This is a genomic window from Pseudomonas zhanjiangensis (assembly GCF_041027545.1).
Taxonomy (GTDB): domain Bacteria; phylum Pseudomonadota; class Gammaproteobacteria; order Pseudomonadales; family Pseudomonadaceae; genus Aquipseudomonas; species Aquipseudomonas zhanjiangensis.
In genome coordinates, this window is sequence record NZ_JBFTEG010000005.1 from 168,324 (window position 1) to 189,656 (window position 21,333).

21 protein-coding genes and 1 pseudogene are annotated in these 21,333 nt (G+C 66.7%); 10 read left to right on the plus strand and 12 right to left on the minus strand.

The genetic code is table 11. From position 1 onward, the window contains the following. From AB5S05_RS09025 to AB5S05_RS09035, 3 genes are all read right to left on the minus strand, one after another. Positions 1-1,089, minus strand: coding sequence for a metal-dependent hydrolase (locus AB5S05_RS09025; RefSeq protein ID WP_369287168.1), 1,089 nt, complete (start codon positions 1,087-1,089; stop codon positions 1-3). A gap of 102 nt (positions 1,090-1,191) precedes the next feature. Further along, positions 1,192-3,111, minus strand: coding sequence for a putative bifunctional diguanylate cyclase/phosphodiesterase (locus tag AB5S05_RS09030; protein ID WP_369287169.1), 1,920 nt, complete (start codon positions 3,109-3,111; stop codon positions 1,192-1,194). Between the two features lie 6 nt (positions 3,112-3,117). Continuing rightward, the gene (locus AB5S05_RS09035; RefSeq protein ID WP_369287170.1) at positions 3,118-3,633 is read right to left on the minus strand and encodes a putative pterin-binding protein; all 516 of its coding nucleotides are present in this window, start codon (positions 3,631-3,633) and stop codon (positions 3,118-3,120) included. A 288-nt stretch (positions 3,634-3,921) separates the two neighbouring features. On the opposite strand from AB5S05_RS09035, the gene arfB reads away from it, so the two are divergent. Next, a complete protein-coding gene (gene arfB, locus AB5S05_RS09040) occupies positions 3,922-4,335 on the plus strand; it encodes an alternative ribosome rescue aminoacyl-tRNA hydrolase ArfB (RefSeq protein ID WP_369287171.1) in 414 nt (137 codons plus the stop codon). Positions 4,336-4,481: 146 nt separating this feature from the next. On the opposite strand, the gene AB5S05_RS22140 is transcribed toward arfB, so the two are convergent. The 3 genes and pseudogenes from AB5S05_RS22140 to AB5S05_RS09050 form a co-directional block, all read right to left on the minus strand. After that, complete coding sequence (locus AB5S05_RS22140; RefSeq protein WP_438943561.1) at positions 4,482-5,363, minus strand: methyl-accepting chemotaxis protein; 882 nt, start codon at positions 5,361-5,363, stop codon at positions 4,482-4,484. Between the two features lie 246 nt (positions 5,364-5,609). Then, a pseudogene (locus AB5S05_RS22145) lies at positions 5,610-6,119 on the minus strand (MCP four helix bundle domain-containing protein); the annotation flags it as partial. A 170-nt stretch (positions 6,120-6,289) separates the two neighbouring features. Then, entirely contained in the window at positions 6,290-6,910 is a 621-nt protein-coding gene (locus AB5S05_RS09050) for a cation efflux transmembrane domain-containing protein (protein ID WP_369287173.1), read from the minus strand. A gap of 62 nt (positions 6,911-6,972) precedes the next feature. Here AB5S05_RS09050 and AB5S05_RS09055 point away from each other — a divergent pair, with 62 nt between their 5' ends. Next, positions 6,973-7,404 carry a MerR family DNA-binding protein gene (locus AB5S05_RS09055; RefSeq protein ID WP_369287174.1) on the plus strand — a complete coding sequence of 144 codons (432 nt, stop codon included), beginning with the start codon at positions 6,973-6,975 and terminating at the stop codon, positions 7,402-7,404. Here AB5S05_RS09055 and AB5S05_RS09060 read toward each other — a convergent pair. From AB5S05_RS09060 to gap, 6 genes are all read right to left on the minus strand, one after another. Then, a complete protein-coding gene (locus AB5S05_RS09060; protein ID WP_369287175.1) occupies positions 7,401-7,919 on the minus strand; it encodes a DoxX family protein in 519 nt (172 codons plus the stop codon). The two genes, AB5S05_RS09055 and AB5S05_RS09060, sit on opposite strands and share 4 nt — an antisense overlap. Further along, positions 7,906-8,697, minus strand: a complete 792-nt coding sequence (locus AB5S05_RS09065; RefSeq protein WP_369287176.1) for an HvfC/BufC family peptide modification chaperone — start codon at positions 8,695-8,697, stop codon at positions 7,906-7,908. Before AB5S05_RS09065 ends, AB5S05_RS09060 begins: the two co-directional genes overlap by 14 nt. Next, positions 8,694-9,599, minus strand: coding sequence for an MNIO family bufferin maturase (gene bufB / locus AB5S05_RS09070; protein ID WP_438943559.1), 906 nt, complete (start codon positions 9,597-9,599; stop codon positions 8,694-8,696). Before bufB ends, AB5S05_RS09065 begins: the two co-directional genes overlap by 4 nt. 21 nt (positions 9,600-9,620) lie before the next feature. Beyond that, the gene (locus AB5S05_RS09075) at positions 9,621-9,932 is read right to left on the minus strand and encodes a BufA1 family periplasmic bufferin-type metallophore (RefSeq protein WP_369287178.1); all 312 of its coding nucleotides are present in this window, start codon (positions 9,930-9,932) and stop codon (positions 9,621-9,623) included. Positions 9,933-10,115: 183 nt separating this feature from the next. Then, the gene (locus AB5S05_RS09080) at positions 10,116-10,580 is read right to left on the minus strand and encodes a methylglyoxal synthase (protein WP_369287179.1); all 465 of its coding nucleotides are present in this window, start codon (positions 10,578-10,580) and stop codon (positions 10,116-10,118) included. Between the two features lie 154 nt (positions 10,581-10,734). Continuing rightward, positions 10,735-11,736, minus strand: coding sequence for a type I glyceraldehyde-3-phosphate dehydrogenase (gap, locus tag AB5S05_RS09085; RefSeq protein ID WP_369287180.1), 1,002 nt, complete (start codon positions 11,734-11,736; stop codon positions 10,735-10,737). Positions 11,737-11,871: 135 nt separating this feature from the next. Between gap and edd the strand changes: the two genes are divergently transcribed. From edd to AB5S05_RS09125, 8 genes are all read left to right on the plus strand, one after another. Beyond that, positions 11,872-13,698, plus strand: coding sequence for a phosphogluconate dehydratase (gene edd, locus AB5S05_RS09090; protein ID WP_369287181.1), 1,827 nt, complete (start codon positions 11,872-11,874; stop codon positions 13,696-13,698). Further along, positions 13,695-14,663 (plus strand): glucokinase, encoded by a 969-nt coding sequence (locus tag AB5S05_RS09095; RefSeq protein WP_369287182.1) that lies wholly within the window; start codon positions 13,695-13,697, stop codon positions 14,661-14,663. The genes edd and AB5S05_RS09095 overlap by 4 nt, the downstream gene beginning before the upstream one ends. 46 nt (positions 14,664-14,709) lie before the next feature. After that, on the plus strand, positions 14,710-15,438 hold the full coding sequence (locus AB5S05_RS09100) for a response regulator (protein ID WP_369287183.1): 729 nt from the start codon (positions 14,710-14,712) through the stop codon (positions 15,436-15,438). After that, positions 15,431-16,885, plus strand: coding sequence for an ATP-binding protein (locus AB5S05_RS09105; protein ID WP_369287184.1), 1,455 nt, complete (start codon positions 15,431-15,433; stop codon positions 16,883-16,885). Before AB5S05_RS09100 ends, AB5S05_RS09105 begins: the two co-directional genes overlap by 8 nt. Before the next feature lie 141 nt (positions 16,886-17,026). Beyond that, positions 17,027-18,280 (plus strand): ABC transporter substrate-binding protein, encoded by a 1,254-nt coding sequence (locus AB5S05_RS09110; RefSeq protein ID WP_369287185.1) that lies wholly within the window; start codon positions 17,027-17,029, stop codon positions 18,278-18,280. A 130-nt stretch (positions 18,281-18,410) separates the two neighbouring features. Further along, a complete protein-coding gene (locus AB5S05_RS09115) occupies positions 18,411-19,319 on the plus strand; it encodes a carbohydrate ABC transporter permease (RefSeq protein WP_369287186.1) in 909 nt (302 codons plus the stop codon). Beyond that, on the plus strand, positions 19,312-20,148 hold the full coding sequence (locus AB5S05_RS09120; protein WP_369287187.1) for a carbohydrate ABC transporter permease: 837 nt from the start codon (positions 19,312-19,314) through the stop codon (positions 20,146-20,148). Before AB5S05_RS09115 ends, AB5S05_RS09120 begins: the two co-directional genes overlap by 8 nt. 10 nt (positions 20,149-20,158) lie before the next feature. Then, entirely contained in the window at positions 20,159-21,322 is a 1,164-nt protein-coding gene (locus AB5S05_RS09125; protein WP_369287188.1) for an ABC transporter ATP-binding protein, read from the plus strand. The last annotated feature ends 11 nt before the right edge of the window (positions 21,323-21,333 follow it).

Below are 21,333 nucleotides of genomic sequence, written 5' to 3' on the forward strand. Positions count from 1 at the left end.
CTAGCACTGCTCGCGCTCGTTGCCGCAGGCGGGCTGCGTGGCGCCGAGCATAGGCGGCCCCAGCTGGCTGGCCCAGGCCAGCAGGGGCACTTCGACCTGGGGATGCCAGATGCGCTGCCAGAGCAGCTGCAGGCGTTGCAGCTCGACCCGCTCCAGCGGCCAGCGATCGACCTGCTGATTGAGCTGCCAGGCGCCGTCGCGGCGCACCGCGAAATCGAAGCGGAACGGGTGGGTGCCGGTCATGCCCAGGCGCAGGTCGGTCACCACCAGGTGCTCGTCGATCAGGTCGTAGCGCAGCACGCCATTGGTGAACCAGGCCAGGCGTTGATGCGCCGGCGAACCGGCCAGCACCTGTGCCAGCGCCGTGCCACGCGGCAGGCGGCTGAGTTTGGGCGGCTGGGTGTCGAACCAGCCGGCCAGCGCCTCGTGGTAGTAGTCGCCGTCGAGCACTATCACTCGCCAGAGCAGGCTGTTGAACGGCGTCGGCGTGCTGAACAGGGCCTGGGCCTGAATGCCTTGCTCGGCCAGCTGTGCCTCCACGCGTCGCTCGGCCATGGCTTTACCGGCCAGGGTCGAGGCCAGGTAGAGGGTCGACAGGGCCAGGGCCAGGTGCGGCAGCCTGGCGGTTCTGTCGTGCAGGCCAAAGACCAGACCGAGCAACACGGCGATCAGCAGGGGCAGGGTGTACAGCGGGTCGATGATGAACACGCTGGACAGTGCCGTCGGTACCGGGGTCAATGGCCAGAACAGCTGAGTGCCATAACTGGTGAAACTGTCCAGCAGCGGGTGGGTCAGCAGCACCAGCGCCAGGGTGGCGAACAGCCGTTGCGTCGTATAGCCGGGGTGCGGGCGAAAGCGTCGAGTCAGCCAGGTCAGCACCACTGCCACGCCGAACAGGACGAACAGCGAATGACTGAAGCCGCGGTGATAGGTCATCTGCGCCACGGCGTCGCCATAGTCGATGACCACGTCCAGGTCGGGCAGAGTGCCGAGCAGGGCGCCGTACAGCAGCGCCTTGCGGCCCTGCCAGCGGCCGAGCATGGCGCCCTGCAGCGTCGCGCCGAGCGCCGCCTGTGTAATCGAATCCATCGCCTTGCAATCCGTCGAGCAGGAGCAATAACGGTACACCCTGAGTCGCCCGGGCGGCTGCCCGGAAATTCAAACCAAAGGTTTCAACCGCCGGGGCGGGAGTCAGGACGCAAGGTGGCTGATGGCAGCTGGCCTGGTCGTATTGGCGGGCCGTCGCGGCTGTTCCTGGTGCCAGGCGACCAGGGCCTGCAGGGGCATGGGCCGGCCATACCAGTAGCCCTGGGCGTGATCGCTGCCCAGGGCGAGCACCTGGCGGGCATCCTGCTCATCCTCGATACCTTCGCAGGTCACCTTGAAACTGAAGGTATGGCACAGCTCGATGATGCTGCGCACCACGCTTTGCAGTTGCCGGTTGTGACCGATGCCTTGGATAAAGGCCTTGTCGATCTTGATCCGCTGTACGCGCAGTTCGCGTAGATAGGACAGCGACGAGTAGCCGGTGCCGAAGTCGTCGAGGGCCACCTCGATGCCCTGATCGTTGAGTTGGCGCAGGATCTTCGAGCCGTCCTGGAAGTTGGCGATGGAGATCGATTCGGTCATTTCCACCAGCAGCTGGCTGGCGAGAATAGGTGCGTCGGCCAGCCATTGGCCCAGTTCCTCCGCCAGGCTCAGGCTGAACTGCGAGGCGGAGATGTTGATCGAGAAATACAGCGAACTGCGCAGGCTGTGCGGCAGGGTCAGCAGGTCCTGCTTGAGCTGGCACAGGACCCACTGGCCCAGCGCCGGGCCCAGTTGATTGTTCTCGGCCAGTTCCACCACTTCCAGTGGGGGCACGTAGCCGAGCCCGGGATGCTGCCAGCGCAGCAATACCTCGACCCCCGGCCTGGCGCCGCTCAGGTCGACGATCGGCTGGTAGTGCAGGCACAGGCCCGAGCCCGACGGAGTGGCCAGGGCGCGCTTGAGATCGCCCAGCAGGTTCTGGCTGCGCAGGTAGCGGCTGCTGATGGCCTCACTGAATACCTCGATGCCCTTGTTCTTCTTCAGCCCCAGTTCGCGCAGGGCGAGGGTGGCGCAGTAGTAGAGCTGCTGCAGGTCGAGGCTGCTGTCGGGGTTGTGGCTCAGGCCGATCCGGGTGGCCACCTGGAAGGGGTGCTTGTCGTTCTGGAAGTCGAAGGTCAGAGCATAGCTGAGACTGTTCAGGGTGCCGAGGACCAGTTCTTCGGGAAATGCCTGGGGAAAGGTCATGACGAACTCATCGCCGGCCATCCGGGCGACGAAGCTGTCCTTGGGCTTGAGGCGCTCGAGGGTTTCGCCAACCCGGCTGAGCAGTCGGTCACCGGCCTCATGGCTGATGTGCTCGTTGAGCGCGCGAAAGTTGCTCAGCTCGATCACTGCCAGGGCTCGGTAGTCGGCTGGGCTCGAGCTGTTCTGCCGGGCCTGAAAGCTGTTGCGGTTGGGCAGGTTGGTCAGCGCATCGACGCGCGCCATGAGCCGGTTCTTGCGTGCCTCCTGGTACAGCAGCAGGCTGAGACCGCCGCCGCAAAACAGCAGGCCGAGCAGGAGGATTTGATTGAGACGCAGGTTGTCGCGCAGGTCGTCGGCGATGCGCGCCGCTTGCGGCCCGGTGAAGTTGTTGATGATCAGCTGGTGGATCGGTTGCTGGTAGCGCTGGTAGCGCGCGATCAGTGGGTCGATCGTCGGTCCCGGCTGCAGCCCCGGGCCGAGCAGCAGGCGCTCATCGCCGCGCAGCTGCTCGAACAGTTCGGTGACCAGGGCCTGGGCATTGAAGCGTTGGCGAATCGGTCGGTTTTCCTCGCCGGTGAGAAAGACCTCGAGGCGACTCCAGAGCAGCTCGAAGTCCAGCCGCAGCTCTTCGCGCGTGGCGCCGCCGGCCCGGTACAAGCGCAGGCTGTTGACGAAACGCTGGTGCTCGAATTCCAGTTGCGCGAGCGACCAGGCCGATATCTGGATACGGGTGGAGGCGATGTGGGTATTGCGCTGGTTGTAGATCAGCGAAGTGCCAATGCCGACGGCAAAGCCCAGGGTCACCAAGGCGAGAAATGCGTAGCGCAGCCGATGCATGGGCAATTACCGGCCGACCTGCAGGGTTTTCAGTTGCCAGACCATGGCCTGCTGGTGCTCTTCCTTGCGCAGCTCGGGGTAGTCGCTCAAGGGGTAGATGATCCAGATGGGGCCCTTGTCGCGCACGCTCATCGGTTGGCCATTCTTGTGGGTCGCCAGGATCACCGGGTATTGCCGGGCAGCCTCGAGGCTGAAGCGGGTGGCATAGTCGTTCAGTGCCGTTGCCTGGAGCCAGTCGCCGCTGGCCCCCAGCTGCTCGATCAGCACGCTGAGCCTGGGGCCGCGGTAGCTGTCCTGCTGGCCGGTCCAGGGAGTCAGGGTGCTGACCTCGGTTTGCGGCAGTGCGTCCAGGCGCTGCAGGTCGAACAGTGCCTGGCCCGTGGGGCAGCAGCCCAGCTCGCCGGTCACCGTGAGGATCACCGGTTGCGCGGGTGGGTCCTGCCAGCTGTCGTTGGCGACGGCGTCGAGAGTGAACAGCAAAGAGCAGAGCGCAGGGGCGAGCAGGCAGCGATGGAAGGGCATGGCAAATGACCGCGGAGCTTCGGGCTATGCGGCGAACGACTGTCTGCATGCCCGTTTCTTATTTTGCGTGTCGCACTCCGGCGGACACATTTCGCCGCAGTGTACGGTCTGGACCAAGCGGCTGCCAAGCCGCTGGTTGCCATCGTAGCGGCCAGCGCCGGGGCTGCCCGCTCGGGGGGGGCGCGGACCGGGATCGGCGCCCGGCGCGCGACGGGACGGGCGAGTGACCCATGCAGCTGGCCGGGCCTGGGTATATCCTAGGGCCACATTCCTGCCGAAGCGCTTGCCATGCTGGTGATTTCCAACAGCGTCCATCTGCCCGACGATGAAGTCGAGCTGACCGCCATCCGCGCCCAGGGCGCCGGCGGGCAGAACGTCAACAAGGTGTCCAGCGCGGTGCACCTGCGTTTCGACAGCCAGGCCTCGTCGCTGCCGCCCTTCTACAAGGAGCGTTTGCTGGCGTTGCGCGACAGCCGTATCACCGCGGACGGCGTGGTCATCATCAAGGCGCAGCAATACCGTACCCAGGAGCAGAACCGCGCCGATGCGCTGGAGCGTCTGGCTGGACTGATCCGCGAGGCCGGCAAGACCGAGAAGGCCCGCCGCCCGACCAAGCCGACCCTGGGCTCGAAGCGCCGTCGCCTGGATGGCAAGAGCAAGCGTGGGGCGATCAAGGCCGGCCGCGGCCGGGTGGACTTCTGAGGCCGGCGGCGCTGCGGGGCCGTGGCATGGCCGAGAGCATTTCCTGGCGCACCTGGAGCATCAGCTGACAGGCCACCGGCAGTGCCTGGCGGGCCATGCCGACGGCCGCCAGTGGCAGGCGAAGCTGCCAGCGCCTGCGGTCCGCCTCAGACCCGGAAGAAGCTGACCTTGGTTTGCAGCCGGTCGGCCAGGGTGGCCAGTTCGCGGCTGGAGGACGCCACCTGATCGGAGCCGGCCGAGGTTTCCACTGTGGCATCGTGAATCCGGCTGATGTTCTTGTTGACCTCCTCGGCAACCGCGCTCTGCTGTTCGGAGGCGCTGGCGATCTGCGCATTCATGTCGTTGATCGCGCCGACCTCGTGGCGGATCTTGCTCAGCGCCTGTTCGGCCAGGTTGGTCTGGGCCACGGTCTGTTGCGCCAGGCTGCGGCTCTGGCGCATCACCTCGGCGGCCTTGCCGGCCCCGTCCTGCAGCTTGATGATCATGCCGCGGATTTCCTGGGTCGACTGCTGGGTACGGGTGGCCAGGGAACGGACTTCGTCGGCCACCACGGCAAAGCCGCGGCCGTGTTCGCCGGCGCGGGCCGCCTCGATGGCGGCGTTGAGCGCCAGCAGGTTGGTCTGCTCGGCGATCGAGGTAATCACCGCGATGATGGTCTCTATCGCCTCGCTGTCTTGGGAGACCTGCTGGACGGTATCGGCGGCGCTCTCAAGCGTGCGCGCCAGTTCCTGGATGGCGTTGGCGGTCTGGCCAACCAGGCGATTGCCGGTTTCCACTTCGACATCGGCATTGCGGGTCGCCGCGGCGGCGCTGGCTGCATAGCTGGCCACCTCGCTGACGGTCGCCGCCATCTGGTTGATCGCCGCGGCCATCTGCTGCGCCTCGCCCGATTGCAGGCGAATCTGCTGGTTGTTGTTCTGCGAGGTGCCGAGCAACTGGTTTGACGAGTGGGTCAGCTCTGCGGCCGCCGATCGTACCTGGACGATGGTGTCGGCCAGGTGCTTGAGCATGGTGTGCACCGCCCCCATGACGCTATCGGGGTGACGGGTGGCGACGCTCAGGTTCAGTTCGCCATCGGCCAGGCGGCGGATGATCCGGGCCACTTCGTGGGGCTCGGCACCCAGGATGGATTTGATCTTCTTGATGATCAGCAACGACACCGCCACGCTCAGCAGCACGGCTAGGGCGGTGACCAGCAGGATCAGCAGCTGAAAGCCCCCCGCGGCGTCACGCACCTGCCTGATGCCCTTACCTATCGCCGCTTCCTGGTAGTCGATGAAGGCGTTGACCGCCTTGAGCCATTGGCTGTAGTCGGGTGCGACCTGGCTCAGTAGCAGGGCCTGAGCGCCTTCGATGTCACCGCTCCGACGCAGCGCCAGCAGCTGTTCGGTGGCCGCCAGGGTCGAGACCTCGATGGCCTTGATTGCACCGAGCAGGCGCATCTCTTCGGTCGTTGCGCCGTTTTCCGCCAGCAATTGGTCCATGGGACTGGCCGAGGCCTGGTAGAAGGCCTCGAGGCGCTCGATCTCGTTCAGGTGCCCACGCAGTGCGAGGTCGTCGCGCACCAGCACCGCGTCGCGAATGGCGATGGCCCGGTCGTGCACGCTGCCGCGAAAGTTGATCGCATAGCGCTGCTTGGTCGCGGCCCCGTCGCTGATTTCGGTCAGCGTACGGTCGATGAGGCCGACCCGATTAATGCCGATCAGCGCGACTAAGATCATCAGGGTGGCGATCAGGCCGAATCCCAGACCCAGGCGCTGGGCAATGCTGAGTTGATTAGGCATTGGAGGGTTCCTGTGCGAGGCAAGACGGTAACTGGAGGCTCGACAGAGCCTTTGCGCTGCCTAATCTACACCTCTACAAAACTTGTACAACATATATTTAATGTATAGCGTATGGGCGTCGCCCGAACGGCAAGGGCCGCGTCGGGCAAGCGAGGCCGGCCGCGGCCGCTTCAGGTCTGTGGCACGGCCGAGAGCATTTCCTGGCGCGCCTGGAGCGTCACCTGATAGGCCGACGTCAGCGCCAGGCTGGCCATGCCGAAGGCCACCAGCAGGTCCGGCCAGGCGCTTCCCGTGCCGAACACCCCGAGGGCGGCCAGCAGCACGGCGATATTGCCCAGGGCATCGTTGCGCGTGCACAGCCAGACGCTGCGCATGTTGCTGTCGCCGTCGCGGTAGGCATACAGCAAGGCGGCCACGCCCAGGTTGGCGAACAGGGCCAACAGGCCCACGCTGCCCATGGTCGGGGCATCGGGAAGCGTCTGGTTCATCAGCTGCCAGAGGGCGGTGGCGAGTACGCCGAGGGCGAAGGCGAGCATCGACAGCGCCTTGAACAGCGAGGCCCTGGCGCGGGCGACGACGCCCATGCCGAGCACCCAGAGGCTGATGGCATAGTTGCCGGCGTCACCGAGGAAATCCAGCGAGTCGGCCAGCAGCGAAGTCGAGCCGGCGTGGGCGCCGGCGGCCATCTCCACGACAAACATGCCGAGGTTGACCGCCAGGGCGATCCACAGGATGCGCCGGTAGCGTGACGAGGGACGGGTGGGTTGGCTGTTGCAGCAGTGACCGGCCATGGGCTTTCTCCTTGAGGGTTTGCGCTGTACGCTAAACCCTGTAGTCGCTACGGAGTCAAGCCATGGCTAAGGCCTTTACCATCGGTGCGCTGAGCCGCGAGAGCGGGGTCAATCTGGAAACCATTCGCTTCTATGAGCGTAGCGGCTTGCTGCCCGAGCCCCTGCGCAGTGCGTCCGGCTATCGCCATTACCAGGCGATCGACGTGCGCCGGCTGCGCTTCATTCGCCGGGGCCGCGAGCTGGGCTTCAGCCTGGAGGAGATCAAGGCGCTGCTGGCCCTGGCCGGTGAGCCGCACAGCCCCTGTGCGCAAGCCGACCGCCTGGTGCACGAACACCTGCAGGCCATCGAGGCGCGCATTCAGGATCTGCAGCGGATGAAGGCCGAACTGAGCAAGCTGGCCGGCTGCGACAGCCAACAGGCCGAGCACTGCTGCCTGCTGGAGGCGCTGGACAGTCGTGAGTGCTGCAGCGCCGGCGATGCCCGGCCGTCCTAGCGGTTGTAGCCGTAATGCCGGGCAATCAGCTGGTCGAAGGCCAGCACGCCCGGGCCCCTGGCCGCCAGCAGCAGGAGCACGGCGGCCCAGACCCCGTGGGTCGGGTAGGCGCCGGGATAGACCAGCAACTGAATGACCAGGGTCATGCCGAGCAGGGCCAGGGCGGAGAAGCGCGTGGCCAGGCCGAGCAGGATCAGCAGCGGGAAGAAGTGCTCGCTGAAGGCGGCCAGTTGCGCGGCCAGTTCCGGCGGCAGCAGCGGCAGTTGGTACTCGTACTCGAACAGCGGCACGGCGGAGGCCGATAGCCTAGGCATGCCCAGTTCGAAGGTGCCGGAGACGATGTCGATGGCCAGGCCTTCGACCTTGGTTTGCCCCGATTTCCAGAAGGTCGCGGCAATCGCGAAGCGGCCGATGAAGGCGATCAGGCTGTAGGGGATCAGCTTGCACAGGTCGACGGCCTGGGCGATCAGGCGCGCCGGCAGGCTGGCGTGGGACAGGGGGCTATCGTGGCTCATGGCAGTGGCCTTCGGTTGATGCGTACGCACAATGGGTAATGGCCCCGGCCCGCAGCAGGTGGGCCAGGCAGCGGCCGAGGTCGAATTGCGGGTCGAGTTCATGGGCCTGTTGCGCGGCTTGCGCCAGCGCCAGGCCTTGTTCCAGGCCGTGAATGAACAGGCTGTCGCTGCTGGCGATACCAATCACCTCGACGTGCAGACCATTGCGCAGGACCAGGGCGCTCTGCGCCTGGTAGGGGTCGACCTGAGCGATCTGCAACGCGCCCTGGTGGGCGGCCCACAGCGAGACCACGGCGAATCTGGAGTCGAGCAGGCCGAGGGCCGGTTGCAGTTGCAGCTGCAACTGGCCGAGGCGATCCGGCGTCGCCAGTGCGGTGGCCAGGGTGTCGCTCGCCAGGGGTGCCGTGTCGGCGGCCTGGTAGGCGCGAATGCGCAGCCACTCCAGGCGTGCCACGTCGGCCAGGTAGGGCAGGCTGGCGGCGGGGCCGAAGCCCTGGATGAAGTCGCCCAGGCCGGCACCGTACTCGCCCAGCACCCGGGTGCGCGGCGGCGAGTGGCGGACGAAGACGGCGGCCATGGCGCGAAAGAACTCCTCGCCCACCAGTTGCTGCACCACCGGAAAACTGTCGGCCAGGGCGTCGATCAGCGAACTCAGCACGTTGTTGCGGTAGACGCTGAAGCGCGCGCTCGGGTCCGAGCCGTTCCAGCTGGTCAGCTGTGCCGGGCAATCCCGCTCGGGGTCGAGCAGGGCGGCGACGAATTCGCCTTGGCTGTTCATGCGCGGGCCTGCTGCCGGGTCGCGACGCCGTCGAGCAGGGCCTGTGCCTGCTGCGCTTCGTCCACCAGCACCGCCAGGGCGGGAATGTCGTTGTCCCGCTCGAGCAGGGTCGGGGTCGGGCCGAGCGCCTGCAGCAGCTCGGCGTAGAGCTGCCACACGGCGGTGTCCACCGGCGCGCCGTGGTTGTCGATCAGCAATCGGTCGCCCGCCGCATCGCGCTGTTCGGCGAAGCCAGCGAGGTGGATCTCGCCGACGGCGTGCAGGGGCAGGGCCTGCAGGTAGGTGCGCGCATCCCAGTGGTGGTTGATGCTGGAGACATAGGCATTGTTGACGTCCAGCAGCAGGCCGCAACCGGTGCGACGCACCACCTCGCCGATGAACGCGGCCTCGTCCATGGTCGAACCGGCGAACTGCAGGTAGCTGGCCGGGTTTTCCAGCAACAGCTGGCGCTGCAGGCGGCTCTGCACCAAGTCGATGTGCGCGCAGACGCGCTCGAGGGTGGCGGCGTCATAGGCCAGCGGCAGCAGGTCGTTGAGAAACAACTCGCCATGGCTCGACCAGGCCAGGTGTTCGGAGAAAGATTCGGGCTGGTAGCGCTGCAGCAGTGCGGCGATGCGCTCCAGGTGATCGCGGTCGAGGGGTTCCTGCGCGCCTATCGACAGGCCGACCCCGTGGATCGACAGCGGATAGCGCTCGCGGATCAGCCCGAGGTAGTGGTGGCTGGGGCCGCCGGCCATCAGGTAGTTTTCCGCATGCACCTCGAAGAAGCCGACCGCGGGCTCGCCGTCGAGGACCTGCTGGAAGTGTTGCGGCTTCAGGCCGATGCCGGCCCGGCTGGGAAGCCGGGCGTCGGCCGCGGGGGCGCGGAGGCCGAGGTCGTGGGCTGCATGATTGCTCATCATCCGGGCTCCGGCGCCGTTCGCTCAGGACTGCTTCACTTCTTCGAAGGCTTCGAGTTGGCCGAAGCCGGTCGGCGAAGTCGGCGAAGCGGTCTGCTCGCAGGTGCCCTTGGGCACGAATTTCCAGGAGTTGCCCTGATAATCGATCTTCGAGGTGCCGGCACAGGTGGTGCCGGGCCCGGCGGCGCAGTCGTTCTTGCCCTGCATGGCGACGCCGAAGCATTTCTCGTTGTCCGCGGCCTGGGCGGTGAGCGGCGCGCTGGAGAGGGCCAGGGCGGTACCCAGGGCGAGCGCCAGGCTGGCGGCGGAAACGGTCAGGGTGGCGGTATCTTTCATGGTGGGTTGCTCCATTGCGGTGATTGGATCAGGCGAGCGGCGTTCGAGTTGCCGTTCTTACCGCTACAGACTAGGCAAAACAGGTGTTGTTACAACGCGGGAGCGAAAAAATCGCGCGGAACCGTCGGGCCGCGATTGGCTGGCAGGCGCCGCCCGCTCGGGCGCCGAGGGCCGCTCCGGAACCTAGCGGCGGCCTTGCAGGTAGCTGTCGTAGTCCGGGATGCGGTAGTCGTGGGCCTGCTCCATCAGGGTGCTGGCGAGCAGGTAGTCGGCGCTGCTTTCGTTGCAGGCTACCGGGATGTTCCACACCGCGGCGACCCGCAGCAGCGCCTTGATGTCGGGGTCGTGGGGCTGCGGCTCGAAGGGGTCCCAGAAGAACACCAGCATGTCGACCCGGCGCTCGGCGATGCGCGCGCCCAGTTGCTGGTCGCCGCCCAGCGGGCCGCTGATCATGCTCTCGATCGGCAGTTGCAGGCGCTGGCCGAGCAGCTGGCCGGTGGTGCCGGTGGCCAGCAGGTGGTGGCGGGCTAGCCTGTCGCGCTGGCGCTCGCTCCAGTCGAGCAGGTACTGCTTGCAGTGATCATGGGCGACCAGGGCGATGCGCTTGCGCGCCGGCAGGGTGGCGGTGGTGAAGCTGATTCGGCTCATGGAGCGATTCCCGCAGTGGTCTGGTAGATCCTGGGTTCGGATGCGGAGCCTGCGACCCCGTAGGGTGGATGAGGTTTTATCCATCCATCAATCGGTATGGGGGAGGAAAAAGGCGTCATCGACCCGAACAGACGGCGCGGCGGTACGGTCGCTTTCAAGGGGCGTTGCACAGGGCCAGGCAGCTGTCGAGCATGCGGTTGGAGAAGCCCCATTCGTTGTCGTACCAGGCCATGACCTTGACCAGCCTGCCGCTGACCCTGGTGTGGTTGGCGTCGAAGATCGACGACAGCGGGTTGTGGTTGAAGTCGCAGGACACCAGCGGCAGGCTGTTATAGCCGAGCACCGGCGAGTCCTGGCTGGCGGCCTGGAGCAGGGCGTTGATCTCGTCGCCGCTGGTGTCGCGTTTGACCTGCAGGCACAGGTCGACCAGCGACACGTTGATCAGCGGCACCCGCACGGCCATGCCGGTCAGCTTGCCGGCCAGTTGCGGCAGGACCAGGCCGACCGCCTCGGCGGCGCCGGTCTTGGTCGGGATCATCGACTGGGTCGCCGAGCGGGCGCGGTAGGGGTCGCTGTGGTAGACGTCGGACAGGTTCTGGTCGTTGGTGTAGGCGTGGATGGTGGTCATCATCCCCTGTTCGATGCCCAGTTCACGGTGCAGCACCTGGGCCACCGGCGCCAGGCAGTTGGTGGTACAGGAGGCGTTGGAGATAACCTGCATGGACTGGCGCAGAATGTCGTGGTTGACGCCGTAGACCACGGTGGCGTCGACGCCCTTGGCCGGCGCCGAGATGATCACCTTGCGCGCGCCGGCGGCGAGGTGGGCGGCGGCCTTGTCGCGTTCGGTGAACAGGCCGGTACACTCGAACACCACGTCGACCTGGTGGGCCTTCCACGGCAGTTCGGCCGGGTTGCGGATGGCGCTGACGGCGATGCGGTCGCCGTTGACCCACAGGCCTTCCTGGTCGGCCTCGACGCTGGCGTCGAAGATGCCGTGTACGCTGTCGTACTTGAGCAGGTGGGCATTCAGGGCGCTGTCACCCAGGTCGTTGATGGCCACGACCTGCAGCTGCCGACGATAATCCTGGGTACAGAGGGCGCGCAGTACGTTGCGGCCGATGCGGCCAAAGCCGTTGATGGCGATTCGCAGGGTCATGGCGTGAGGTCCTGTTGTTGTTTTGTTGTTGGAATTACAAGATTATCTGCAAATATCTAGAAATCAAGCGGATTGAGTGGCAGTATTTCGTTGTAAATATCAAAAGCTATCCTGCGTTAGCCTGGAGTCCATCACATGCATCCCCGCGTTCTTGAGGTAACCGACCGTCTGATCGCCCGCAGCCGTGCCACCCGCGAGCGCTACCTGGCGATGATCCGTGCGGCCGCCAGCGACGGCCCGCAGCGCGGCAAGCTGCAGTGCGCCAACTTCGCCCACGGCGTGGCCGGCTGCGGCAGCGGCGACAAGCAGACCCTGCGCCTGATGGACGCAGCCAACGTGGCGATCGTGTCCGCCTACAACGACATGCTCTCGGCGCATCAGCCCTACGAGCACTACCCCGAGCAGCTCAAGCAGGCGCTGCGCGAGGTCGGCTCGGTCGGCCAGTTCGCCGGCGGCGTGCCGGCCATGTGCGACGGGGTGACCCAGGGTGAGCCGGGCATGGAGCTGGGCATCGCCAGCCGCGAGGTGATCGCCATGTCCACCGCGGTGGCGCTGTCGCACAACATGTTTGATGCCGCGCTGTTTCTCGGCATCTGCGACAAGATCGTTCCCGGCCTGCTGATGGGCGCCCTGCGTTTTGGCCACCTGCCGACCCTGTTCGTCCCGGCCGGGCCGATGCCATCGGGGCTGTCGAACAAGGAGAAGGCCGATGTGCGCCAGCGCTACGCCGAGGGCAAGGCCAGCCGCGACGAGCTGCTCGAGGCCGAGATGGCCGCCTACCACAGCCCCGGCACCTGCACCTTCTATGGCACCGCCAACACCAACCAGCTGCTGATGGAGGTGATGGGCCTGCACCTGCCGGGTGCCTCCTTCGTCAATCCGAACACGCCGCTGCGCGAGGCCCTGACTCGCGAGGCGGCCCATCAGGTCACCCGCCTGACCCGGCAGAGTGGCCAGTTCATGCCGCTGGGCGAGATCGTCGACGAGCGCTGCCTGGTCAACTCGATCGTCGCTCTCAGCGCCACCGGCGGCTCGACCAATCACACCCTGCACATGCCGGCGATCGCCCAGGCGGCCGGCATCCAGCTGACCTGGCAGGACATGGCCGACCTGTCGGCGGTGACCCCGACCCTGGCCCACGTCTATCCCAACGGCAAGGCCGACATCAACCACTTCCAGGCCGCCGGCGGCATGGCGTTGTTGATCCGCGAGCTGCTCGAGGCCGGCCTGCTGCACGAGGACGTCAACACCGTGGCCGGCCATGGCCTGTCGCGCTACACCCGCGAACCCTTCCTCGAGGACGGCCGGCTGGTCTGGCGCGACGGCCCGCAGCGCAGTCACGACGAGAGCGTGCTGCGCCCGGTGGCCCGGCCCTTCTCCGCCGAGGGCGGCCTGCGGGTGATGCAGGGCAACCTCGGGCGCGGGGTGATGAAGGTCTCGGCGGTGGCTCCCGAACACCAGGTGGTCGAGGCGCCGGCGCGGGTGTTTCACGACCAGCAGGCGCTGGCCGATGCCTTCAAGGCCGGCGAGCTGGAGCGCGACTTCGTCGCGGTGATGCGCTTCCAGGGTCCGCGCAGCAACGGCATGCCCGAGCTGCACAAGATGACCCCCTTCCTCGGCGTGCTGCAGGACCGCGGCTTCAAGGTGGCGCTGGTCACCGACGGGCGCATGTCCGGCGCCTCCGGCAAGATCCCGGCGGCCATCCACGTCTGTCCCGAGGCCTACGATGGCGGGCCGCTGGCGCGGGTGCGCGACGGCGACCCGGTCCGCGTCGACGGCACCACGGGCGAGCTGCAGCTGCTGGTGGACGAGGCCGAACTGGTGGCGCGGGTGCCGGCGGTCGACGACCTGGTCGATGCCGAAGGCTGCGGCCGCGAGCTGTTCGCCTTCATGCGCCAGGCCTTCAGCTCGGCCGAGCAGGGCGCCAGTGCCTTCACCGCCAGCCTGGAGTCGCGCAAGTGAAACTGGCACTGGTGGGCGACATCGGTGGCACCAACGCGCGCCTGGCGCTGTGGCACGACCAGCAACTGGAATCGGTGCGGGTGCTGGCCACCGCCGATTACCCGGGGCCCGAGGCGGCGATTCGCGCCTACCTGGACGAGCTGGGCCTGCCGCCCGGCGCGGTGGATTCGGTGTGCCTGGCCTGCGCCGGTCCGGTCGGCGGCGACCTATTCCGCTTCACCAATAACCACTGGCGCATCAGCCGTACGGCCTTCTGCCGCGAGCTGCAGGTACGCGAGCTGCTGCTGGTCAACGATTTCACCGCCATGGCCCTGGGCATGACCCGTCTGCGTGACGACGAGACGCGGGTGGTGTGCGAGGGCGAAGCCGAGGCCGGTCGGCCCTGTGTGGTGATCGGCCCCGGCACCGGCCTGGGCGTCGGCAGCCTGCTGGCGCTGGCCGATGGCCGCTGGCTGGCGCTCCCCGGCGAAGGCGGCCATGTCGACCTGCCGATCGGCAGCCCGCGCGAGGCCGAGCTGTGGCAGCAGCTGTATCGCCAGCTCGGCCATGTGCGCGCCGAGGATGTGCTCAGTGGTGGCGGTCTGCTCACGCTCTACCAGGCGATCTGTGCGCTGGATGGCCATGAGCCGCACCTGGCTTCGCCGGCCGAGGTCACGGCGGCGGCCCTGGCCGGCGATACCGTGGCGCTGGCGGTGATCGAGCAGTTCTGCTGCTGGCTGGGCCGCGCCGCCGGCAACAATGTACTGAGCCTGGGCGCGCGGGGCGGGGTGTACATCGTCGGCGGGGTGGTGCCGCGTTTCGCCGAGCTGTTCCTGGCCAGCGGTTTTGCTCGCTGTCTGCGCGACAAGGGCTGCATGAGCGAGTATTTCGATGGCATCCCGGTGTGGCTGGTCACCGCCGAGTATCCGGGGCTGATGGGCGCGGGCGTGGCCCTGCAGCAGGCGTTCGAGCACGGCCAGGTGTAAGCTGCGCGGGGCGAACTCTTCGACATAACAAGAAGGATGGCGGACCATGAGTCAGCCCGGAAAATCGATTCTGCTGGTCGATGACGACCAGGAAATCCGTGAACTGCTGCAGACCTACCTGAGCCGCGCCGGCTTCACGGTGCGTACCGTGGGAGACGGCGCCGGCTTTCGCCAGAGCCTGGCGGCCGAGCCGGCCGATCTGGTGATCCTCGACGTGATGCTGCCCGACGAGGACGGCTTCAGCCTGTGCCGCTGGGTGCGCCAGCACCAGCGCCTGGCTCAGGTGCCGATCATCATGCTCACCGCCAGCTCCGACGAAACCGACCGGGTGATCGGCCTGGAGCTGGGCGCCGACGATTACCTGGGCAAGCCGTTCAGCCCGCGCGAACTGCTGGCGCGAATCAAGGCCCTGCTGCGCCGCGCCCATTTCAGCCAGGAGCGCGGCGGCGAGGTGCTGGCCTTCGACGACTGGCGCCTGGACATGGTCAGCCACCGGCTGTTCCACGTCGACGGCGAGGAGGTGATCCTGTCCGGCGCCGATTTCGCCCTGCTCAAGCTGTTTCTCGACCATCCGCAGCAGATCCTCGACCGCGACACCATCGGCAATGCCACCCGTGGCCGCGAGGTGATGCCGCTGGAGCGCATCGTCGACATGGCGGTCAGCCGCCTGCGCCAGCGCCTGCGTGATACCGACAAGCCGCCGCGGCTGATCCGTACCGTGCGCGGCAGCGGCTACCTGCTGGCGGCCAATGTCATGCCGCACAGTCATGTCTAGCGGGGGCCGGCTGCGCCTGGTGCCGCGTTCGCTGCTCGGGCGCATGCTGCTGCTGACCCTGCTCGCGGTGCTGCTGGCCCAGGCGCTGTCCAGCCTGATCTGGGTCTCGCAACTGCGCGCCAGCCAGATGGAAGGCCTGGTCACCAGCGCGCGCAGTCTGGCCCAGTCGATGGCCGCCAGCGTCGGCTACTTCCGCTCGCTGCCCCTGGGCTACCGGCCGCTGGTCCTCGACCAGCTGCGCAACATGGGCGGCACGCGCTTCTTCGTCTCGCTCAACAACAAGCCATTGAGCATGCAAGTGCTGCCGCAGACCCCGCGCAAGCGCGCGGTGCTCGCTGCGGTGGACGCGACCCTGCACGAGCGCCTGGGCAACGACCTCGACCTCTCGGTGCAGTTCGTCAGCCCGGACGACCTGCGCATCTTCAACAGCGAGCTGGCCCTCGATCAGCTGCCGCGTTCCTGGGCGCACTATGCCCTGAGTCTGGAGCCGCTGAATCCGCCGGTGCTGGTGACCCAGATCCAGATCGCCCCGAACGAGTGGCTGTACCTGGCCTCGCTGATGCCCGAGCCCTATGTCGGCCTGGAGCAGCCGGGCCTGCCGGCCCAGCAGCTGTGGTTCATCATCCTCACCAGCAGCTTCCTGCTGCTGTTCATCGGCGTGCTGGTGCACTGGCAGAGCCGGCCGCTCAAGCGTCTGGCGGTGGCCGCGCGGGAAATGTCGCTGGGCAGCGAGACCGAGCCGCTGCCCGAGGCGGGTGGCAGCGAGGTGGTCGAGGTCAGCCGCGCCTTCAACAGCATGCGCGAGCGCATCGGCCGCTACCTGCGCGAGCGCAGCCAGCTGTTCAGCGCCATCTCCCATGACCTGCGCACGCCCATCACCCGCCTGCGTCTGCGCGTCGAACTGCTCGACGACGAGGAGCTGCAGGCCAAGTTCGGCCGCGACCTGGACGAGCTGGAGATGCTGGTCAAGGGTGCACTGCAGTGCGTCAAGGACACCGATATCCACGAGAACATCGAGCCGGTCGACCTCAACTACCTGCTGCACTGCGTGGTCGAGCCCTACCTGGCGCCCGGCGGCAACGGCCGGATTACCCTCGATGGCCAGGTATCGGCGCCTTACTCGGGCAAGCCGCTGGCGCTCAAGCGCTGCATCGGCAACCTGGTCGACAACGCCCTGAAGTATGGCGAGCGCGCCCACCTGCACGTCGAGGACGACGCCGGCGCCTTCGTCCTGCATGTCGACGACGAGGGCCCGGGCGTACCCGAGCAGCGTCTGGAACAGGTGTTTGAGCCGCATTTCCGCCTGGCCGGCCAGCAGCAGGGCTATGGCCTGGGCCTGGGCATCGCGCGCAACATCGCCCACAGCCACGGTGGCGAGCTGAGCCTGCGCAACCTGCGCGAGGGCGGCCTGCGGGTGACCCTGTGGCTGCCGCGCAATGCCCTGTAGCTGTGGTCGCCAGGCTTTTGTAACCGCTTGGTGACGCTTGCACATCCCTTCGTTACCCGCTGCGCCGGGCCGCCTGGATAGACTCGAAAGCAGAGCAAGCACTACGACTTGCCCGATAAAACAACAATAAAGGACCCTCTCATGAAGCTTATGTCTCGCCTGGCAATCGCCGTTTCCCTTACCTCGCTGATGCCGCTGAGCGCCCTCGCCGGTGAAGTCGAAGTCCTGCACTGGTGGACCTCCGGCGGCGAAAAGCGCGCGGTAGACACCCTGCAGAAGCTGGTCGAAGACCAGGGCCACACCTGGAAGGACTTCGCCGTGGCCGGCGGTGGTGGCGAGGCCGCCATGACCGTACTGAAGACCCGCGCGGTGTCCGGCAATCCGCCTGCTGCCGCACAGATCAAGGGTCCGGACATCCAGGAGTGGGGCGAGCTGGGCTTGCTGGCCAAGCTCGATGGCGTGGCCAAGGCGCAGCAGTGGGACCAGTTGCTGCCGCCCCAGGTGATCGATGTGATGCAGTTCGGCGGCCACTACGTGGCGGTGCCGGTCAACGTGCACCGGGTCAACTGGCTGTGGATCAACCCCGAGGTGTTTGCCAAGGCCGGGGCGACCCCGCCGACCACCCTCGACGAGTTCTTCGCCGCCGCCGACAAGCTCAAGGCGGCCGGCTTCATGCCCCTGGCCCATGGCGGCCAGCCGTGGCAGGACAGCACCGTGTTCGAGGACCTGGCCCTCGGCCTGCTGGGGCCCGATGACTACCGCAAGGCCTTCGTCGACCTGGACCGGGAGGTGCTGACCGGGGCGAAGATGGTCGAGGTGTTCGCCGCCCTGCAGAAGCTGCATGGCTACGTCGATGCCAACGCCGCCGGGCGCGACTGGAACAGCGCCACCGCCATGGTCATGAACGGCAAGGCCGGCATGCAGATCATGGGCGACTGGGCCAAGAGCGAGTGGAGCGCCGCCGGCAAGCAGGCCGGCAGCGACTACCAGTGCCTGCCGTTCCCCGGCACCCAGGGCAGCTTCGCCTTCAACATCGATTCGCTGGCCATGTTCAAGCTCGGCGATGCGGACAACCGCAAGGCCCAGGAAGACCTGGCGCGCACGGTGATGGGCACCGAGTTCCAGAACGTGTTCAACCAGAACAAGGGCTCGATCCCGGTGCGTCTGGATCAGGACATGAGTGGTTTCGACGCCTGCGCCCAGCAGTCCATGGCCGACTTCAAGGCCGCCGCCGCCAATGGCGGCCTGCAGCCGAGCCTGGCCCACGGCATGGCCGCTTCCAGCTACGTGCAGGGGGCGGTGTTCGACGTGGTGACCAACTTCTTCAACGATCCCAAGGCCGACCCCAAAGTCGCGGCGCAGCAGCTGGCCGCCGCCATTGAGGCGGTGCAGTAGGGCGTTTCCCCGTCGCCGGCATGCCGGCGGCGATCTTCAGGAAGAGCAGCATGCCGGGCGCGGTGCATACCGTCGCCGCAGGCACCGCTCGGCCTGAGTTTGTTCACCCTCGATGTGATGGACCCGTGCTATGAGCTCAATCGCGGTTTTTACCAAGGCTTCGCCACTGGATGCGCTGCAGCGCTGGCTGCCCAAGCTGGTGCTGGCGCCGAGCATGCTGATCATCACGGTCGGTTTCTACGGCTATATCCTCTGGACCTTCCTGCTGTCGTTCACCGGTTCGCGCTTCATGCCGAGCTACAAGTGGGTCGGCCTGCAGCAGTACCAGCGCCTGCTGGACAACGACCGCTGGTGGGTCGCGAGCAAGAACCTGCTGCTGTTCGGTGGCCTGTTCATCGGCATCAGCCTGGTGATCGGGGTCTTCCTGGCGGTGCTGCTGGACCAGCGCATCCGCCGCGAAGGCTTCATCCGCACCGTGTTTCTCTATCCCATGGCGCTGTCGATGATCGTCACCGGCACCGCCTGGAAATGGCTGCTCAATCCCGGCCTGGGCATCGACAAGATGCTCCGCGACTGGGGCTGGGAGGGCTTTCGCTTCGACTGGCTGGTGGATCCGGAGCGGGTCGTCTACTGCCTGGTGATCGCCGCGGTGTGGCAGGCCTCGGGCTTCGTCATGGCGCTGTTCCTCGCCGGCCTGCGCGGGGTCGACCAGTCGATCGTGCGCGCCGCCCAGGTCGATGGCGCCAGCCTGCCGACCATCTACCTGCGCATCGTCCTGCCGAGCCTCGGCCCGGTGTTCTTCAGCGCGCTGATGATCCTCGCCCATATCGCGATCAAGAGCTTCGACCTGGTCGCCTCGATGACCGCCGGCGGCCCCGGCTACTCCTCCGACCTGCCGGCGATGTTCATGTATGCCCATACCTTCACCCGCGGCCAGATGGGCCTCGGCGCCGCCAGTGCGATGCTCATGCTCGGCGCGGTGCTGGCGATCCTGGTGCCCTACCTGTATTCCGAACTGCGAGGCAAGCGCCATGACTAGCCGATTTCCCCTGAGCCTGAGCCGGCTGGCGATCTACGCGACCCTGTTGGGCGCCTGCGCGGTCTACCTGGTGCCGCTGGTGGTGATGCTGCTGACCAGCTTCAAGAGCCCCGACGACATCCGCAGCGGCAACCTGCTGTCCTGGCCGGACGTGATCACCGCGATCGGCTGGGTCAAGGCCTGGGACAGCGTCGGCGGGTTCTTCTGGAACTCGGTGAAGATCACCGTGCCGGCGGTGCTGATCTCGACCCTGCTCGGTGCGTTGAACGGCTATGTGCTGGCCATGTGGCGCTTTCGCGGCTCGCAGCTGTTCTTCGGTCTGCTGCTGTTCGGCTGCTTCCTGCCGTTCCAGGTGGTGCTGCTGCCGGCGTCCTTCACCCTCGGCCGGCTCGGCCTGGCCAACACCACCAGCGGCCTGGTGCTGATCCACGTGGTCTACGGCCTGGCCTTCACCACGCTGTTCTTCCGCAACTACTACGTGAGCATTCCGGATGCCCTGGTGCGCGCCGCGCGCCTGGATGGCGCCGGCTTCTTCACCATCTTCGGGCGGATCCTGCTGCCGATGTCGGTGCCGATCATCATGGTCTGCCTGATCTGGCAGTTCACCCAGATCTGGAACGACTTCCTGTTCGGCGTGGTGTTCGCCAGCGGCGACACCCAGCCGATCACCGTGGCCCTGAACAACCTGGTCAATACCAGCACCGGGGTCAAGGAATACAACGTCGACATGGCCGCGGCGATGATCGCCGGACTGCCCACCCTGGTGGTGTACATCCTGGCTGGCAAATATTTCCTGCGCGGGCTGACTGCCGGCGCCGTCAAAGGTTGAGGACACAACAATGGCAACCCTCGAACTACGCAACGTCAACAAGACCTACGGCCATGGCCTGCCGGACACCCTGAAGAACATCGAGATCTCGATCGACTCCGGCGAGTTCCTGATCCTGGTCGGCCCGTCCGGCTGCGGCAAGTCGACCCTGATGAACTGCATCGCCGGCCTGGAGGACATCAGCGGCGGCGCCATCCTGGTCGATGACGCCGATATCAGTGGCATGAGCCCCAAGGACCGCGACATCGCCATGGTCTTCCAGTCCTATGCGCTGTACCCGACCATGACGGTGCGCGACAACATCGCCTTCGGCCTGAAGATACGCAAGATGGCCCCGGCGGCGATCGACGAGGAGGTCTCAAGGGTGGCCAAGCTGCTGCAGATCGAGCACCTGCTGAGCCGCAAGCCGGGCCAGCTGTCCGGTGGCCAGCAGCAGCGGGTGGCCATGGGCCGGGCGCTGGCGCGGCGGCCGAAGATCTACCTGTTCGACGAGCCGCTGTCCAACCTCGATGCCAAGCTGCGGGTGGAGATGCGCACCGAGATCAAGCTGATGCACCAGCGCCTGAAGACCACCACGGTCTACGTCACCCACGACCAGATCGAGGCCATGACCCTGGGCGACAAGGTGGCGGTGATGAAGGACGGCATCATCCAGCAGTTCGGCACCCCGCAGCAGATCTACAACGACCCGGCCAACCTGTTCGTCGCGAGCTTTATCGGCTCGCCGCCGATGAACTTCATTCCTCTGCGTCTACAGCGTCGTGACGGCCAGCTGTACGCCGTGCTGGAAACTGCCGGGCAGACGCGTTGCGAGCTGCCGCTGGGCGCGATGGAGGAGGGCCTCGAGCAACGCGAGGTGATCCTCGGCATTCGTCCGGAGCAGATCGGCGTGGCCGCGGCTGGCGAGGGCGACCTGTCGTCGATTCGCGCCGAGGTGCAGGTCACCGAGCCGACCGGGCCGGACACCCTGGTGTTCGTCGAGCTCAACCAGACCAAGGTCTGCTGCCGTCTGGCGCCGGATGCGGCGCCGCGCGAGGGGCAGACCCTGACCCTGCAGTTCGATCCGGCCAAGGTGCTGCTGTTCGATGCGCAGACCGGCGAGCGCCTGGGCAGACTCGGCACCATGCGGACCCAGGAGCGTGCGGCCAAGGTCGCCCTGCTCAAGGCCCATTGACCGGGCCGGCT